Here is a 15,151-nt window from a genome sequence, read left to right as displayed (position 1 = left end):
TTCGGTCTGTCCGTGACTTCGCGGGCCATGAATCCGAACTGTCCCCGTGGGCCGCGAGGCGGTTCGGAAACGCGAAACGGCGCGGAGACCCTCCGCGCCGTCATCGCTGGCCGGTCCGATCGCGCGCGGTGCGCGACCGGGATGTGATCCGCCCGTTCTCAGTACTTGCGCACCAGCGGGCCGGGGACCGGCTCCGGCATCAGCGGCGGCAGCGGCGCTGCGACGAGGCCGCCGAGGTAGTAGCGCAGGCCGATCTTCACGTCGTGCGCCTCGATGTCCTTGACCTTGATCGCCTGCAGGCTGCCGGTGCAGCACGGCACGAAGCCCGGTCCGGTCTCGGCCTTGCCGAGGTTCAGGTAGCGGTAGGCCAGCTCGATCTTCAGCGCGTCGGTCACGTTGTAGGCGAGACCGGCATGGAGCGCCCAGGCGAAGCTGCCGCTGGTCTTGTCCTTGTAGAACTTGCTGCCGCTGTTGGTGTTGTAGACCGCGTTGCCGTTCGCGTCGTAGACCGGGGCGTAGTTGTAGGACGGTTGTCCGCAGCCGCAGCCGTAGATCGGGTTCCCATAATCGTAGCCGTAGGTCGGGCTGGTGAACTGCTGGTTGGTCGAGTAGCTCGAGACATGGTTGAAGGCGTAGCCGACGCCGCCGCCGATGAACGGCGTGATGCCGTACCAAGTGCCGAGGTCGAAATAGGCGTTGGCGAGGACCACCGCGGAATCGAAGTGCCCGCTCGACTTGTTCACCCCGTACGAGCCGAGGCCGTTGTCGAAATCCGGACCCTTGTAATACTCGCTGCCGCGCAGGCCGGTGGAGTAGCGGTACTCGCCGGTGATGTCGCCGCGCAGGAACGGGGTGAACTGGTAGCCGACGCCGACGCCCGCGAAGCCGCCGCCGCCGACCGCGTTGCCGAAGGCGCGGTTGGACTCGGCATAGCCGGTGTAGTCGTAGGCGTCGCTGTAGCGCGGACGGGTGTAGATGCTCGCGCCGACGTCGCCGCGCAGGTACCAGCCGCCGCCGACCTCGATCGGCGGGGGCGGAGGCGGCGGGGGCGGCGGAAGCATCAGATCCGCGGCCGCGGCGAGGCAGGGCGCGCCGACGCTCGCCGCGAGCGTCAGGCTACGCACCAAAGCGTTCAGCTTGGAGCGGGCCATAGGGATTCCTTCACTGGACTCGTGAGCCGGACGCGCGGCGTGCGGTCTCGGGGTACGGCGTGAAGGATGCGAGCAACGTCTTAAATCCGGCTTAACGTTAAATGTTAGGCTTGCACATCCGTTGCCGACCTGTCGAAGCGGTCATTCGGGCGCGCGTTGCTTGTCTCCGTGGCATCAGCTCGCCACATCGCCTCTTCACGTCGGTCCGGTTCATCTGTCGTGGAAGGAATCCATGAGCGATCCGATCACCGCCGCCCGGGCGCCCGGGCCTCGAACGGGCTGAGACCGGCATGGGTCCCGAGGACGTGCGCATCCTGGCGCTGATGCTGCCCGAGGCGGTGGCCGGCGCCCACAGCGGCAACCCGGATGTCCGGGTCGGCGGCCGGGTCTTCGCGACCCTGTGGGTCGAGGAGGCGCGGGTGGTGCTGCGCCTCGCGCCCGCGGATCAGGCCGCCCTGTGCGAGGCCGAGCCGGACCTGTTCACGCCCCTGGACGGCGCCTGGGGGCGCCGGGGCTGGACCAATCTCGACCTCGACCCCTGCGCGGAGGAGATCCTGCGGGCGGCGCTGCTGGCGGCGTGGCGGACGACCGCACCCGCGGAGCTGCGCGCCGCCTACGAACCGGCCTGACCGGTCAGGCCGCGGCCCGGGCGACGGCGTCGACCACCTCGTCGACCACCGCGGTGACGAGGCCGCGGTCGTCGCCCTCGGCCATGACGCGGATCACCGGCTCAGTGCCCGAGGGGCGGATCACCAGGCGGCCGGCATTGCCGAGCCGCTCGCGGGCGTGCTCGATGGCGCTGACCACGCTGTCCTGGCGCAGGGGCTCGCCGCTGCCGTAGCGGACGTTCTTGAGGATCTGCGGCAGCGGATCGAAACAGTGGCAGACCTCGCTCACCGGCCGGCCCTGGCGCTGCACCACGCTCAGGAGTTGCAGCGCCGCCACGAGGCCGTCGCCGGTGGTCGTGTAGTCCGACATGATGATGTGGCCGGACTGCTCGCCGCCGAGATTGTAGCCGTGCGCGCGCATGTGCTCGAGGACGTAGCGATCGCCCACGGCGGTGCGGGCCAGCGTCAGCCCGAGGCCGCCGAGATAGCGCTCCAGGCCGAGATTCGACATGATCGTGGCGACCACGCCTGGCTGCGTGAGGCGCTCGTCCTCCTGCCAGGAGCGCGCCACGACGGCCATGAGCTGGTCGCCATCGACCACCTGCCCCTTCTCGTCGACGATCAGCACCCGGTCGGCGTCGCCGTCCAGGGCGATGCCGATATCGGCCCGGCGCTCGCGGACCATGTCGACCAGCGCGGCCGGGGCGGTCGAGCCGACATCCCGGTTGATGTTGAACCCGTCCGGCTCGGTGCCGATGGCGATGACCTCGGCACCGAGTTCCCACAGGGTCTCGGGGGCGACCCGGTAGGCCGCGCCGTTGGCGCAGTCGACCACCACCCGCAGCCCGTCCAGGGTCACCTGCCGCGGCAGGGTCCGCTTGGCGAACTCGATGTAGCGGGCATGCACGCTCTCGATGCGCTTGGCCCGGCCGAGGTTGTTCGAGCCGGAGAGGCGCTTGTGCATGTCGGCGTCGATCAGCCCCTCGATCTCGTGCTCGATCGCGTCGTTGAGCTTGAACCCGTCGGGGCCGAACAGCTTGATGCCGTTGTCCTCGAACGGGTTGTGCGAGGCCGAGATCATCACGCCGAGATCGGCCCGCATGGAGCGGGTCAGCATCGCCACGGCCGGCGTCGGCACAGGCCCGAGCAGCAGCACGTCCATGCCCACCGAGGTGAAGCCCGCCACAAGGGCGGTCTCGATCATGTAGCCGGAGAGGCGCGTGTCCTTGCCGATCACCACCCGGTGCCGGTGGTCGCCGCGCTGGAACACGAGCCCGGCGGCCTGCCCGACCTTGAGGGCGAGCTCCGGGGTGATCACCCCGTTGGCCCGGCCCCGGATGCCGTCGGTTCCGAAATACTTGCGCACCATCACGTCTCCGGCGCCCGGTTTCGCTGACCGGGCACAGCTTAGCAGATTATCGCGCCCGCAGGCGGCTCACCGGCCGGCAGAGTCAATGGGGTGGTCCCCGACAAAGGCGGTCGAAATGGGGCGCCCGGCGCGCTGCAGGAGCCGCGGCGCCGAGGCAGAGACCAGCGCGAGGCCCGCGACGGTCAGCAGGCCGAGCACGAGCCGGCGGAAGGCGACCTCGCTGATGCCGAGATAGATCCGGGTGCCGAGCAGGGTCGGGACCAGCATCGCCGGCAGGATCACCGCCAGCATCGGCAGCGTCGCCCGGGTGACGAGCCCCGCGGCGAGGTAGGTCGCCAGGGTCACGCTGAGCATCGCGAGGTTGAAGTTCTGGATCACCGAGCGCTGCACGTCGCGCTCGTAGCGGCGCAGGGTGCACCAGAGGGTCGGCAGCACGCCCGTGAAGCCGCCGAGCCCGCCCATCATCCCGCCGCCGAGGCCCACCGCGGCGTCGGCGAGCCGGCCGCCGGCCGTGATCCGCGGCAGGTTCCGGGCGAGCAGCATGGTCGGGCACCAGACCATGAGCAGGAGGCCGAGGACCATCTTGAACCCGTCGGCGTCGAGCCGCGGCAGCAGGAGGACGCCGAGGGGGATGCCGGCGAGGCCGCCGAGGATGAAGGGCGCAAGGCGCCTGGGCTCGAACCCGCGCCGGACCGAGACCGCCGCGATGACCTGGCCCGTGAAGGCACCGGAGACGGCGAGCACGGCGGCGAGCTGCGGGTCGATCACCCAGGCCCAGAACGACAGGGCGGTGAGCCCGAACGCGAAGCCCGACAGACCCTGCACGAAGCCGGCGACGACGGCGCCCAGGGCGACGACGAGATAGGTCGAGACCGGCATCGGGATCTCGCTACGGCCTGTGGAACGGGTTCTGTGTTCCCGATTCGTCGGACGACGCCGAGCCTCCGGCCAAGCTGACGGCGTCGATCCGCCGACAGGAGGGCCGGTTTGTCACGGGCGATGCGCCGATGATCACGCGTTGCGGGCGGACACCGCCGCTGATGAGAGAGTGCAACGCGCCCCCACTCCCGTGCGGGAGAGGGTCGGGGTGAGGGATACGACGGACCAGGATCGGGCGGACCATCCCCGCGTAGCCGCGTCGAGGCACGCTCGGACCGGCCTGATCCCTCACCCTGTCCCTCTCCCGCCCGGGAGAGGGAACCTGCGCCCGATCCTGAGAGCGCACCGCCGACGGAGGCATCGGCGCTGCAGGCCCGCTGCGGGCGGCTGCAAGGACCGCGGCAGCGACGCCTGAAATCGCCGCACGGCACGAAAAAGGGCGCCTCGCGGCGCCCCTTCCGATGGTCGTCAACGCCAGTGCCTCAGGCCTGCGGCTGCGGCTCCAGGCCACCGTCGCTCTCCTTCGGCCGTCCCCGCCCCGCCGAGGGGACCGAGGAGCCCCGGGCCGGGGTCGGCGGCACGTCACCGCCGTCGCGGATCGGCGGCTGGCCGCGGAGGAGGTTGCGGATCTCGTCGCCCGAGAGCGTCTCGTATTCGAGCAGCCCCTGCGCCAGGGCCTCCAGGTCGTCCTTGTGCTCGGCCAGGATGCGGCGCGCTTCCTCCAGACCGGTCTCGACGAGACGGCGCACCTCGGCATCGATCTTCTGGGCGGTCGACTCGGAGACCGATTGCTGCCGGCCCATCGACATGCCGAGGAAGACCTCGTCGTTGTTGTCGCCGTACGCCACGGTGCCGAGCTCGGGCGAGAAGCCCCAGCGGGTCACCATCATCTTGGCGAGCCGGGTCGCCTGCTCGATGTCCGACTGGGCGCCGGAGGTCACCTTGTCGGGGCCGAAGGTCATCTCCTCGGCGATGCGGCCGCCCATCATGATCGCCAGCCGCGAGGTCATCTGCTCGAAGCTCATGGAGAGCTTGTCGCGCTCCGGCAGCTGCATGACCATGCCGAGCGCCCGGCCACGCGGGATGATGGTCGCCTTGTGCACCGGGTCGGTCGCCGGGACGTTGAACGCCACGATGGCGTGGCCGCCCTCGTGATAGGCGGTCAGCCGCTTCTCGTCCTCGGTCATCACCAGGGTGCGCCGCTCCGCGCCCATCATGACCTTGTCCTTGGCGTCCTCGAACTCGTGCATCGTGACGATGCGCTTGCCCCGGCGGGCCGCCAGCAGGGCCGATTCGTTGACGAGGTTCATCAGGTCGGCGCCCGAGAAGCCGGGGGTGCCGCGGGCGATGACCTTGAGATCGACATCGGGGGCCAGCGGCACCTTGCGGACGTGGACCCGCAGGATGCGCTCGCGGCCGGTGACGTCCGGGTTCGGCACCATGATCTGGCGGTCGAACCGGCCGGGCCGCAGCAGGGCCGGGTCGAGCACGTCGGGGCGGTTGGTCGCCGCGATGATGATCACGCCCTCGTTGGCCTCGAACCCGTCCATCTCCACGAGGAGCTGGTTCAGGGTCTGCTCGCGCTCGTCGTTGCCGCCGCCGAGGCCGGCGCCGCGGTGGCGGCCGACCGCGTCGATCTCGTCGATGAAGATGATGCAGGGCGCGTTCTTCTTGGCCTGCTCGAACATGTCGCGCACGCGGCTGGCGCCGACACCCACGAACATCTCGACGAAGTCGGAGCCCGAGATCGTGAAGAACGGCACGTTGGCCTCGCCCGCGACCGCCCGGGCGATCAGGGTCTTACCGGTGCCGGGCGGGCCGACGAGCAGCACGCCGCGGGGGATCCGGCCGCCGAGCCGCTGGAACTTCTGGGGGTCGCGGAGGAATTCCACGATCTCCTGGAGATCTTCCTTCGCTTCTTCGACGCCCGCGACGTCGTCGAAGCTGACGCGCCCGTGGGCCTCGTTCAGGAGCTTCGCCTTCGATTTGCCGAAGCCCATGGCGCGGCCGGCGCCGGACTGCATCTGGCGCGAGAGGAAGATCCAAGCGCCGATGAAGACCAGGATCGGCAGCCAGCTCACCAGCAGCTGGATGAACCAGGGGGTGTTGTCGGACGGGGGACGGGCGGTGATCTGGACGCCCTTGCCCTGGAGCTTGGAGACCAGGCTCGGGTCGTTGGGCGCGTAGCTCGTGAAGTTGCCGCCCCCGACATAGGTGCCGGACACATCCTGCCCGGAGATCACCACCGACTGGATCTTGCCGGAATCGGCATCGTTGAGCAGCTGGCTGTAGGCGATCTCGCTGCCGCCGCCCCGGTGCCCCGGGTTCTGGAACAGGGTGACGAGGGCCAGCACCAGCAGGAAGATGACGACCCACAAGGCAAAGTTGCGAAAATTCGGGTTCATCGATCAATCCTTGGCGCGTGCGACCCCCGGGACGGACACGCCACGCGGCTGTTCCTGTCCATCCGTGCACACTTCACCAATGTAGGCGGGGGGCTCCCCCTTGCCAAGTAATTCGGGGACCCCTGCGGCGAGGGCAGCAGGGGCGCCCCCCTGCTTGCGCTGCGGAGCGGGGGTGAGACGGACGATCCCGGCGGCGTCGGCGGAGACCAGATACCCCGCCAGGGAGCGCCGGATCGGCGCGCCGCGGCGCAGGGCCGGCAGCAGCGATTCGAGGACCAGGGTTTCGAGGCGCTCGAGTCGGCGCGGCGCAGCGCCGACCCGAGTCAGGGCGAGATCGAGGCAGCGCAGGGCCACGGCATCCGGCAGCGCCGCCAGGGCGGTCCCGTCGAGGCATAGGGCCGCCTCCGTCTCCGGCCCCGACCGCATCCCGTCGAGGGCCTGCTCCGCCGCGCTCCGGAGGGCGGCCTCGTCGCGGGCGGCGCGCTCGGCGAGCCGGGCGAGGCGCGCCGGGGTCAGGCCCTCGCGGTGCAGGACCGGCCAGGCCGCGCGCAGGCGACCGCGGGCGAAGCGCGGATCCGCGTTGGCGGGATCGCGCACATACGGGAGGCCGCGCGCCTCGCACCACGCCACCAGGGCCGCCTTCGGCAGGTGCAGGAACGGACGCCCAAGCACGATGCCGGGGCCGAGAACCCGCTCGGCGCGCATGCCGGCGAGCCCCGCGGGGCCGCTGCCGGCCGCGAGCCGCATCAGCACCGTCTCGGCTTGGTCATCCTGCGTATGGCCCGTCAGCACGAGGCCGGCGCCGACCGCCTCGGCGTGGGCGGCGAGCAGGGCGTATCGGGCGGTTCGAGCCGCTTCCTGCAGGCCGGTGCCGGGCTTCGCGCCGACCCAGGGCAGGATCGCGTGGGGGAGGCCGTGTGCCCGCGCGGCGTGGCCGACGGCCTCGGCCTCCGCGGCGGAGCCCGGGCGCAGACCATGATTCACGGTGGCGACCTGCACGGACGCGCCGGTCGCGTCGCGCAGGCTCGCGGCGGCGTGCATCAGGGCGCTCGAATCGGGGCCGCCCGAGACGGCGAGGAGCACGATCCGCCCGCCGCGCGCGGCCGGGTCGAGCCAGGGGTGAAGGGCGCCGAGGACCGGGTCGCCCGGGTCGCTCAGGCGCCGCAGCGGGCGCGCTTCTGCTCGCGGGCGACGCCCTGGCGGACGCCGCTGCCTGCATTCGGGAATTTCCGGTCGAGTTCGGCCAGCGTCGCGCAGGCCTGCTCGCGGGCGCCCAGCGCGTTGAGCGTGACGCCGAGCTTCAGCATGGCGTCGGGGGCCTGGGAGGAGCGGGCGTAGTCGGTGGAGACCTTCAGGAACTGCTCGGCGGCCTCGCGGTTGCGGCCGCGGGCGAGGTAGCTCTCGCCGAGCCAGTAGGTCGCGCCTGAGACGCGGTTGTCGCGCGGATGCGACTGGATGAATTGGCGCAGGCCCATCTCGGCCTGCTCGTACTGCTTGGCGCGGTACAGCTCGACCGCGGCGTCGTAATCCGCGGCCGGATCGCCCGTCCGGGTCGCCGCGACGCTCTCGGGGGGACGCGCCGGGATCGCGCCGGTCCGGGCGGGCGGGCGCAGGTCCACCGGCTCGTCGTAGCCGGGAGCCCCGGCATCCGCATCCTCCTCGTCGATCGCACCCTGGGGCAGGCGCTGCGCCCGGGGGGGAGCCTCGGCGGCCTCGACGGCCTCCCGGGGCGGCAGCGGTGCGGAGGGCTGCGTGCTGCCGAGCTGCATCGGCGCGCCCGGGGCGCCGGGGGCTTGCCCCGGATCGAAGGCGTCGCCGCGCTTGCCGGGACGCCCGGACCCCGGATTGCCGCCGTTGACGGTGCCGGCCGGGCTGGAGGAAGGGGCGGCCGAGGGGGCGGCCTTGCCGCCCTTGCCCTCGTTCAGGCGGAACTCGACGTCCTCCTGGAACTTGCGCAGCTGCTCCTTGAGCTGCCGGTTCTCGTACTGGAGGGTCTCGATCTGGCCGGCCATGAGCCGGGACTGGTTCTCGATGCGGCCGAGGCGCACCACCAGCTCGGAGGCATCCTGCGCGACGGCCGGGTGGCCGAGGAGCAGGGCGCCGAGGGCGGTGGCGAACGCGAGGCGGGTGCGAAGGCGGGCGGGCATGGGGCGGCTGCGATCCGGTGTCGGCGCGAGGGCCTATCAGATGCGCCGCACCGCGGCAAAACTGCGGCGCGGTGCGGCGGCGGTGGTCGGCACCGCCTCCGTGACGCGGGGGCCGCGCCGTTACGCGCCGGCGCCGCGATCGAGGACGATCACCGCGCGGCGGTTCTGCGACCAGCACGAGATGTCGTTGCACACCGCCACCGGCCGCTCCTTGCCGTACGAGACGGTCCGCATCCGGCTCGCCCCGATGCCGCGGGTGGCGAGGTAGTCGTTCACCGCCTGGGCTCGGCGGGCACCCAGGGAGAAGTTGTACTCGCGGGTGCCGCGCTCGTCGGCATGGCCCTCGATGATGAAGGTGTAGCGCGGGTAGCGCTGCAGCCACGCGGCCTGCTTGTCGAGAGTTGCGGTCGCGGTGGGTGTCAGGTCGGTGGAATCCGACTCGAAGAACACCCGGTCGCCGATATTGACGACGAAGTCCTGCGCGCTGCCCGGGGTCGCGGCGCCCGCCCCGAACGCGGAGGCGTCGGCGAGGTCCTTGTCGTTGCTGCAGGCGCCGAGGCCGAGGCCGGCGACGAGCGCGAAGCCGAGGGCGGCGGCGCGGAAACGCTGGGGCATGGTGTATCACTCCTCGAGCGGTGCCGAAGGCCGGCTGCGGGTCTTCGAGGCGGGTCCGCGTAGTCCTGGGGCCGTTAGGTAGGCGTCGATGGTTAAGCGACGGTTCCGCCGAGCGGCGCGGGGGCGTGGTGGCGTTCCGCACCGGTCGGTGGCGTGCGCTGACGCACCCGGAACGCACCCGGAATGCGGCAGCGGCGGGGCCGACGGGCCGGAAAGGCCATTTCCGCCGCCTCGGTTGCGGCGCTGCAACAGGCGTGGCGCCGGCCGGCGGTAACGGATCCAGCGGCGCCTTAAGAGATCGTCAACCCTGTCGATAGCTAATCCGGGGGCTGAACATCGGACCCCGTCATGCGCCCCGCTCAGAGCGTTCTCATCGTCGAGGACAGCTATCTGCTCCTCGAGATCATCGCGAGCCTGTGCGAGACGCACGGCATCCGGGTGATCGAGGCCTCGACGGGCGAGGCCGCGCTGACCATCCTGCGCGACCGGGGCGCCGCGATCGACTGGCTGTTCACCGACATCCACCTGCCCGGCCTGATCGACGGCTGGACGGTGGCCCACGCCTTCCGGGCGATCCATCCCGACCGGCCGGTGGTCTATACCTCCACCGACGCGAACGGCCGCATCGGCGTCCCCGGCAGCCTGTTCCTGCGCAAGCCGTTCCAGGTGCAGGAGGTCAACCGGCTGGTGCGGACAATGGTCGAGGGCCTGGGCGCGCCCCTCCGCGCCGCCGGCTGAGACCGCATCCCCGAGGCCTCGACCGATCCGGCGGACCCGAATCGCGATCCGCCGTGGCCTCAGCCGCCCCGGAACAGCGCCACGATCTCCGGCGCGGCGAGCCACGCCTCAACCCGCGGGCAGGCGAGGTCGCCCGGCGCCGCCGCGTCGTAGATGGCAAAGCTCGCCGCGATGAAGCCCGGCAGGTCGTAGAGCACCGGGAAGTCGTCGCCCCGGGGCTTCGCCTTGAACAAGTACGAGCCGGTCAGACCGAAATGCTCGGCGACCGGCGGGTAGATCGGCCAGACCACGTCCTGGGCCAGTTCGTCGCCGAGGTAATCCTCGATCGTCACGGGCTCGGGCGTCAGCCCGCTCTCCTGCAGCAACCGCCCGGCGATGTCGCCGAGGACATGGACCTTGGGATGGTTCATCAGGTGCATGAAGGCGCCGCGGCGCGCCCAGCGGGTCACCTCGCGCTCCAGCCCGAAGCCGAGGGCGGCGGCCGCGCCGACGAGTTCGCGGACCGCCGGATCCCAGTGGTCGAGATAGCCCAGGCGGGCGAATACCGCCTCGCGGAACAGGCCGACGGTACGCTTCGGCTCGAGACCGAGCCGGTGGGCGGTCAGCGCGATCGCCGAGTGGTACTGCCCCATCGGCGACGGTGTCAGCCTGAGGGCGGCGAGGTCGGAGGCCTGGCCGACATAGACCATGTCCGGGTGGTAGGCCGAGAACACGATCGACGGGAACAGCTTGAGCCGCGGATCGGCGGCGCGCAGCGTGGCGACGTCGCCGCCCGGGATCAGCCCGGCCGGGAAGGCCTGCGAGAAGACGTGGTCGTGGGCGCGCAGGGTCCGGATCAGGCCGTCGACATGGCCGTGGTCGCGCTTCAGAGAGCCCATGGGCAGGTAGCGCACCGGGCTCCGCGGCGCGAGCAGGCGCATGGCCCGGGCGATGCCCCGCGCCTGGCAATTGCCCAGAACCGCGATCGACGGGCCGTCACGGGTCGTAGCGGCGCGGGCGCGGTTCCGCCATGGTGTCGCCCAGGTGGGCGCCCAACTGGGTGTCGGGAACGTGAACGCGCTGCGGGCGCGCCGGGGCAGGTCGTTCAGGGCCACGTCGCGTGCCGGTGTCAGCGGACGGAACAGCACCCCCGAGGGCCTGTCGCCGTCGTGAAGAAGAGGGTTCGAAGATGGCGTTGAATCCGTATACGGGTCTACCGGCCGAGCGATTCTGGCGCAAGGTCGTCACCAACGTGCCGCCCTTCGCGGTCAATCCGCACCCGAAGGACACGTTCGTGATCGGGCCGACCGACAAGGTCGCCACTGGCGGGTCCTGCTTCGCCCAGCGGGTGGCCGAGGCAGTGCGCGGCGCCGGCTTCAACTACTACCTGACCGAGCCGCCGACCCCCGGCATGAGCGCCGAGGAGGCCAATGCCCGCCAATTCGGCACGTTCTCGGCGCGGTACGGCAACCTCTACTACACGCGCCAGTTCGTGCAGCTTTTCGACCGGGCCTACGGCAAGTTCGAGCCGGAGCTGAAGGCGTGGCTGCGCGACGACGGCCGCTACGTCGACCCGTTCCGTCCCACGGTCGAGCCGGCGGGCTTCGCCAGCGAGGCCGAGGTTGTCGCGGCGCGCGACGCGCACCTCGCCGAGGTGCGCCGCCTGTTCGAGACGCTCGACGTGTTCGTGCTGACGCTCGGCCTCACCGAGGGCTGGCGCTGGCGGGCCGACGGCGCGGCGCTGCCGCTGGCTCCGGGCGTCGCGGGCGGCACCTTCGATCCGGACCTCTACGAGTGCGTCAACGCGGGCGCGGGTGAGGTTCTGGGCGACCTCAACGGCTTCCTCGACCGGCTCTGGAGCGTGAACCCGAAGGCGCGGGTGATCTTCACGGTCTCGCCGGTGCCGATGATCGCCACCTACATGGACCGGCACGTGATGGAGTCGAACAGCTACTCCAAGTCGGTGCTGCGGGTGGCGGCCGGCGAGGTGGTCGGCCGCGGCGACCCGCGGGCGGTCTACTTCCCCGCTTACGACATCGTCACGAGCAACGTGAATGCCGGGCGCTACTACAACGAGGACCAGCGCACCATCAACGACGCGGGCGTCCGCCACGTCATGCGCCTGTTCCTGGCGACCTTCGCCCGCGACCGGGTCTCGCCGGCGCCGACCCACGCCCCCGTCGACCTCGCGGCCGAGTTCGAGGGCAATGCCGGCGTGATCTGCGACGAAGAGGAGATCGAGCGCAGCGTGGCGTAGGCCCAGGGTTTGCCTCCGGCCGGCCCTTTCGGGCAAGCTCGGCCTTGCCCGGGGCGCCCCGCCCCTCCGGAGACGAATGCCTTGAGCCTGCCCCCGTCCCGCCGCGCCGACCACGACATCGATCCGGTCTTCGTGAAGCGGCACTCGCCCCGCGCCTTCACGGGCGAGGCCGTGCCCCAATCCGAGCTGATGCGGATGATCGAGGCGGCGCGCTGGTCGCCCTCCGCCTACAACTCGCAGCCCTGGCGGTTCCTCTACGCGATCCGGGACGACGCCAACTGGGAGACCTTCCTGGGCCTGCTGGTGCCCGGCAATCAGAAATGGGTGTCCGGCACCGGCGCGATCCTGTTCCTGGTCTCGAACGGGCTCATGAAGGTCGGCGACGAGCTGAAGCCGTCCTACAGCCACTCCTTCGACGCCGGCACCGCCTCGCTGGCCTTCCAGCTCCAGGCGATCCACCAGGGCTGGCACGCCCACGGCATGGTCGGCTTCGACCATGTCCGCGCCCCCGAGGTCCTGCGCCTGCCCGAGAACCACCGGATCGAGGCCGCCTTCGCGGTCGGCCGCAAGACGCCCGAGGCGGACCTCACCGAGGAGCAGCGGCCCCGCGAGACGCCGAACGGCCGCCGGCCGATCACGGACTTCACCATCGCGGGCGCGTTCCCGTCCGACGCGGGCTGAGGCGGGCTGGAACCGGGGCCTTCGACCAGGGATTGTGTCCGCATCGCACCGGCGTCGCCGGCCTGGGGCTCACCGCCACAGGCCTGGCAGGGAGAGCGGCGGAGCGCCGGGCCTGCACCGATCCGGTCCGCCCTGCGACGAATCGGGAGCTGGCTCATGAACCCGTCCGACCGCGCCCCGCGCGACGTTTTCCTCGATGACGGACCGTTCGACCACGTCTCGGGACTGCAGAGCGTGGCCGAGCGTCATGGCGTCAGCCTCGATGCCGTGCGCCATCTCGTGCAGGCGCTGGAGCGCGGCCACGGCACGATGGCACAGTTCGACCATCCGGATCTCGGGGGGATGGGCCAGTGGTTCGCCGGCGGCATGGTGATGGTCGGCCGGATGTTCGACGATGCCCTGAAGGCGCGGGTCGGTGCGCTCTGCACCGAGCTGGCCGGCTCCCTGCCGGCGGGCAGTTTCTCGGACGCCGCGCCCGCGGCGCGGCGCGGCGGCGGCGAGTGGTGGCCGGCCGGTCTGGGATCGCCGGCCAGCACCGGCGCGCAGGACGGGATGCGCTACGCCTATTTTCCGGAGCGTCGGCGGCTCGCCGTCGAGTCGGGCTCGGGCATCGCCCTCTACGATACCGGCGATCACCGCATCACCGGCGTGTCGCAGGCGAACGGCAACCTCGGTTTCACCGGGCCGGCCGGCGCCGTTGCCCTCGACAGGCTGCGCCGGATCGAGGCGGAGGTCGCCGCCCCGCGGCAGGTGGATCCGCAGCAGGTGGATCCGCGCCAAGCCGACCCGGCGGAGATCCGAGCCTTCACCGGCGCCGCGGCGCCGGACCGGTCGTCTCCGGGCGACGTGCTCGCGACGCTCGAGCGGCTGGCCGATCTGCACGCACGCGGCGTGCTCACCGACCGGGAGTTCTCGGACAAGAAGGCGGAGCTGCTGGCTCGGCTTTAGCGGACGGTCAGGTCATCCATCGGCCGGGGTCCGACGCAGGCATGCGGTCGGCCGGCGATGGCGCCCGTTCCCGTCTCGCCTTGGGGCGTATGATCCTGACCAGTCGGGATATGCCCCTCCGGCCGCAGCCCATGCCGGTGCCGCCGATCCCGGGGGGAACCGGACCGGACGTCAGGCGATGCCGGCGCGCAGCAGGTCGTGGACGTGCACGATGCCGACCGGCCGGCCGTCCGTGACCGCAAAGACCGCCGTGATCAGCCGGCGATTCATCAGTTCCAGCGCGGCCTGGGCGAGCTTGTGCGGCTCGACGGTGATCGGGTCGCGGGTCATGACCGTCGAGACCGGCGTGTCGAGGATCGCCGGGCCCATGTGACGGCGCAGGTCGCCGTCCGTGACGATGCCGACCAGCCGTCCGGCCCCGTCGGTGACGCCGACGCAGCCGTAGCGCCGCGCCGCGATCTCGATCAGCACCTCGGACATCAGTGCGGTCTCATGCACCAGCGGCATGTCCTGGGGGCCGTGCATCACCTGCTGCACGGTCTTGAGGCGGGCCGCCAGGGTGCCGCCGGGATGCAGGGTGTGGAAGCGCGCCGAGGTGAAGCCGCGCCGCTCCAGCAGGGCGACCGCCAGGGCATCGCCCAGCGCCAGCTGGATCAGACTGGAGGAGGTCGGTGCGAGGTCGTGCGGGCAGGCCTCCCGCACCCGCGGCAGTTCGAGAAGCACGTCGGCGGCCTTGCCCAGCGTGCTCTCGCCGTTGCGGGTGATGGCGACGAGCGGAATCGAGAAGCGGCGGCTGAAGCCCACGAGATCGGACAGTTCCGCGGTCTCCCCGGACCACGACAACGCGATGATCACGTCGTCCCGGGCGATCATCCCGAGATCGCCGTGGCTCGCCTCGGTGGGGTGGACGAAGAAGGCGTGGGTGCCGGTGGAGGCCAGCGTCGCGGCGATCTTGCGCCCGATATGCCCGCTCTTGCCGATGCCGCTGACGATGACCCGGCCCTTGCTCTGCAGGATCGTCTGCACCGCCTCCTCGAAGGCCACGCCGAGCCGCCCCTGGAACGCCGCACCCGTCTCCTGCAGGGCCGCGATGCCCAGCTGGAGGCTGCGCATTCCGAGGTCGCGGGTGGTGGCGAGGTGCGCGGACGGCGCTTCGAAGGGGTCGTCGCGGCGGTCGTCGCGCAGGGCGCTGGAGGCGGGAGCGTTCATCGTATCCGTTCTGGACCCGTCCGGCCGGGTCCGCGGGCCCGAGGGGCCGGCGGTGCGAAGCGTGTGCGGTGACGCTAGGCAGTCGTCGTGGTTGAAATGTGACGCGGGGACGACGCAGCGCCGCAGCCCGGTTGAAGCCCCGTGCCGGCGGGTCCATGCTGCGGC

The 15,151-nt window shown here is 71.4% G+C and carries 14 protein-coding genes; 5 read left to right on the top strand and 9 right to left on the bottom strand.

From position 1 onward, the window contains the following. Positions 1 to 158: 158 nt before the first annotated feature. Positions 159 to 1,151, bottom strand: coding sequence for an outer membrane protein (locus ACXJKQ_RS19510; RefSeq protein ID WP_457107376.1), 993 nt, complete (start codon positions 1,149 to 1,151; stop codon positions 159 to 161). Positions 1,152 to 1,441: 290 nt separating this feature from the next. Here ACXJKQ_RS19510 and ACXJKQ_RS19505 point away from each other — a divergent pair, with 290 nt between their 5' ends. After that, positions 1,442 to 1,780 carry an MmcQ/YjbR family DNA-binding protein gene (locus ACXJKQ_RS19505; RefSeq protein ID WP_457107375.1) on the top strand — a complete coding sequence of 113 codons (339 nt, stop codon included), beginning with the start codon at positions 1,442 to 1,444 and terminating at the stop codon, positions 1,778 to 1,780. 4 nt (positions 1,781 to 1,784) lie between these two features. Here ACXJKQ_RS19505 and glmM read toward each other — a convergent pair whose 3' ends face one another. The 6 genes from glmM to pal form a co-directional block, all read right to left on the bottom strand. After that, complete coding sequence (gene glmM / locus ACXJKQ_RS19500; protein WP_457107392.1) at positions 1,785 to 3,125, bottom strand: phosphoglucosamine mutase; 1,341 nt, start codon at positions 3,123 to 3,125, stop codon at positions 1,785 to 1,787. A 69-nt stretch (positions 3,126 to 3,194) separates the two neighbouring features. Continuing rightward, on the bottom strand, positions 3,195 to 4,007 hold the full coding sequence (locus tag ACXJKQ_RS19495) for a sulfite exporter TauE/SafE family protein (protein WP_457107374.1): 813 nt from the start codon (positions 4,005 to 4,007) through the stop codon (positions 3,195 to 3,197). 482 nt (positions 4,008 to 4,489) lie between these two features. Then, on the bottom strand, positions 4,490 to 6,412 hold the full coding sequence (gene ftsH / locus ACXJKQ_RS19490; RefSeq protein ID WP_457107373.1) for an ATP-dependent zinc metalloprotease FtsH: 1,923 nt from the start codon (positions 6,410 to 6,412) through the stop codon (positions 4,490 to 4,492). Positions 6,413 to 6,415: 3 nt separating this feature from the next. Continuing rightward, entirely contained in the window at positions 6,416 to 7,495 is a 1,080-nt protein-coding gene (tilS, locus tag ACXJKQ_RS19485; protein WP_457107372.1) for a tRNA lysidine(34) synthetase TilS, read from the bottom strand. A gap of 71 nt (positions 7,496 to 7,566) precedes the next feature. Then, positions 7,567 to 8,559: a tol-pal system protein YbgF gene (ybgF, locus tag ACXJKQ_RS19480; RefSeq protein WP_457107371.1), complete on the bottom strand. Its 993-nt coding sequence runs from the start codon at positions 8,557 to 8,559 to the stop codon at positions 7,567 to 7,569. Between the two features lie 120 nt (positions 8,560 to 8,679). Beyond that, positions 8,680 to 9,174, bottom strand: coding sequence for a peptidoglycan-associated lipoprotein Pal (gene pal, locus ACXJKQ_RS19475; RefSeq protein WP_457107370.1), 495 nt, complete (start codon positions 9,172 to 9,174; stop codon positions 8,680 to 8,682). Between the two features lie 348 nt (positions 9,175 to 9,522). Here pal and ACXJKQ_RS19470 point away from each other — a divergent pair, with 348 nt between their 5' ends. Beyond that, positions 9,523 to 9,912: a response regulator gene (locus tag ACXJKQ_RS19470; protein ID WP_457107369.1), complete on the top strand. Its 390-nt coding sequence runs from the start codon at positions 9,523 to 9,525 to the stop codon at positions 9,910 to 9,912. A 59-nt stretch (positions 9,913 to 9,971) separates the two neighbouring features. Here the strand turns inward: ACXJKQ_RS19470 and ACXJKQ_RS19465 are convergent, their stop codons facing one another. Continuing rightward, positions 9,972 to 11,039 carry a WcbI family polysaccharide biosynthesis putative acetyltransferase gene (locus ACXJKQ_RS19465; RefSeq protein ID WP_457107368.1) on the bottom strand — a complete coding sequence of 356 codons (1,068 nt, stop codon included), beginning with the start codon at positions 11,037 to 11,039 and terminating at the stop codon, positions 9,972 to 9,974. 41 nt (positions 11,040 to 11,080) lie between these two features. On the opposite strand from ACXJKQ_RS19465, the gene ACXJKQ_RS19460 reads away from it, so the two are divergent. From ACXJKQ_RS19460 to ACXJKQ_RS19450, 3 genes are all read left to right on the top strand, one after another. Next, positions 11,081 to 12,148 carry a GSCFA domain-containing protein gene (locus ACXJKQ_RS19460; RefSeq protein ID WP_457107367.1) on the top strand — a complete coding sequence of 356 codons (1,068 nt, stop codon included), beginning with the start codon at positions 11,081 to 11,083 and terminating at the stop codon, positions 12,146 to 12,148. An 81-nt stretch (positions 12,149 to 12,229) separates the two neighbouring features. After that, on the top strand, positions 12,230 to 12,829 hold the full coding sequence (locus ACXJKQ_RS19455; RefSeq protein WP_457107366.1) for a nitroreductase family protein: 600 nt from the start codon (positions 12,230 to 12,232) through the stop codon (positions 12,827 to 12,829). Positions 12,830 to 12,985: 156 nt separating this feature from the next. After that, entirely contained in the window at positions 12,986 to 13,777 is a 792-nt protein-coding gene (locus ACXJKQ_RS19450; protein WP_457107365.1) for an SHOCT domain-containing protein, read from the top strand. 171 nt (positions 13,778 to 13,948) lie between these two features. On the opposite strand, the gene ACXJKQ_RS19445 is transcribed toward ACXJKQ_RS19450, so the two are convergent. Beyond that, the gene (locus ACXJKQ_RS19445; RefSeq protein ID WP_457107364.1) at positions 13,949 to 14,986 is read right to left on the bottom strand and encodes a KpsF/GutQ family sugar-phosphate isomerase; all 1,038 of its coding nucleotides are present in this window, start codon (positions 14,984 to 14,986) and stop codon (positions 13,949 to 13,951) included. Positions 14,987 to 15,151: the final 165 nt, after the last annotated feature.

This window comes from Methylobacterium sp. P5_C11 (genome assembly GCF_054049775.1).
The sequence above is the reverse complement of the archived record's forward strand: the minus strand, read 5'-3'. Positions and strand labels throughout refer to the sequence as shown.

Coding starts and splice junctions, on each gene's coding strand:
- ACXJKQ_RS19510 (WP_457107376.1), bottom strand. CDS start 1,151: ATGGCCCGCTCCAAGCTGAACGCTTTGGTGCGTAGCCTGACGCTCGCG.
- ACXJKQ_RS19505 (WP_457107375.1), top strand. CDS start 1,442: ATGGGTCCCGAGGACGTGCGCATCCTGGCGCTGATGCTGCCCGAGGCG.
- ACXJKQ_RS19495 (WP_457107374.1), bottom strand. CDS start 4,007: ATGCCGGTCTCGACCTATCTCGTCGTCGCCCTGGGCGCCGTCGTCGCC.
- ftsH (WP_457107373.1), bottom strand. CDS start 6,412: ATGAACCCGAATTTTCGCAACTTTGCCTTGTGGGTCGTCATCTTCCTG.
- ybgF (WP_457107371.1), bottom strand. CDS start 8,559: ATGCCCGCCCGCCTTCGCACCCGCCTCGCGTTCGCCACCGCCCTCGGC.
- pal (WP_457107370.1), bottom strand. CDS start 9,174: ATGCCCCAGCGTTTCCGCGCCGCCGCCCTCGGCTTCGCGCTCGTCGCC.
- ACXJKQ_RS19470 (WP_457107369.1), top strand. CDS start 9,523: ATGCGCCCCGCTCAGAGCGTTCTCATCGTCGAGGACAGCTATCTGCTC.
- ACXJKQ_RS19460 (WP_457107367.1), top strand. CDS start 11,081: ATGGCGTTGAATCCGTATACGGGTCTACCGGCCGAGCGATTCTGGCGC.
- ACXJKQ_RS19450 (WP_457107365.1), top strand. CDS start 12,986: ATGAACCCGTCCGACCGCGCCCCGCGCGACGTTTTCCTCGATGACGGA.
- ACXJKQ_RS19445 (WP_457107364.1), bottom strand. CDS start 14,986: ATGAACGCTCCCGCCTCCAGCGCCCTGCGCGACGACCGCCGCGACGAC.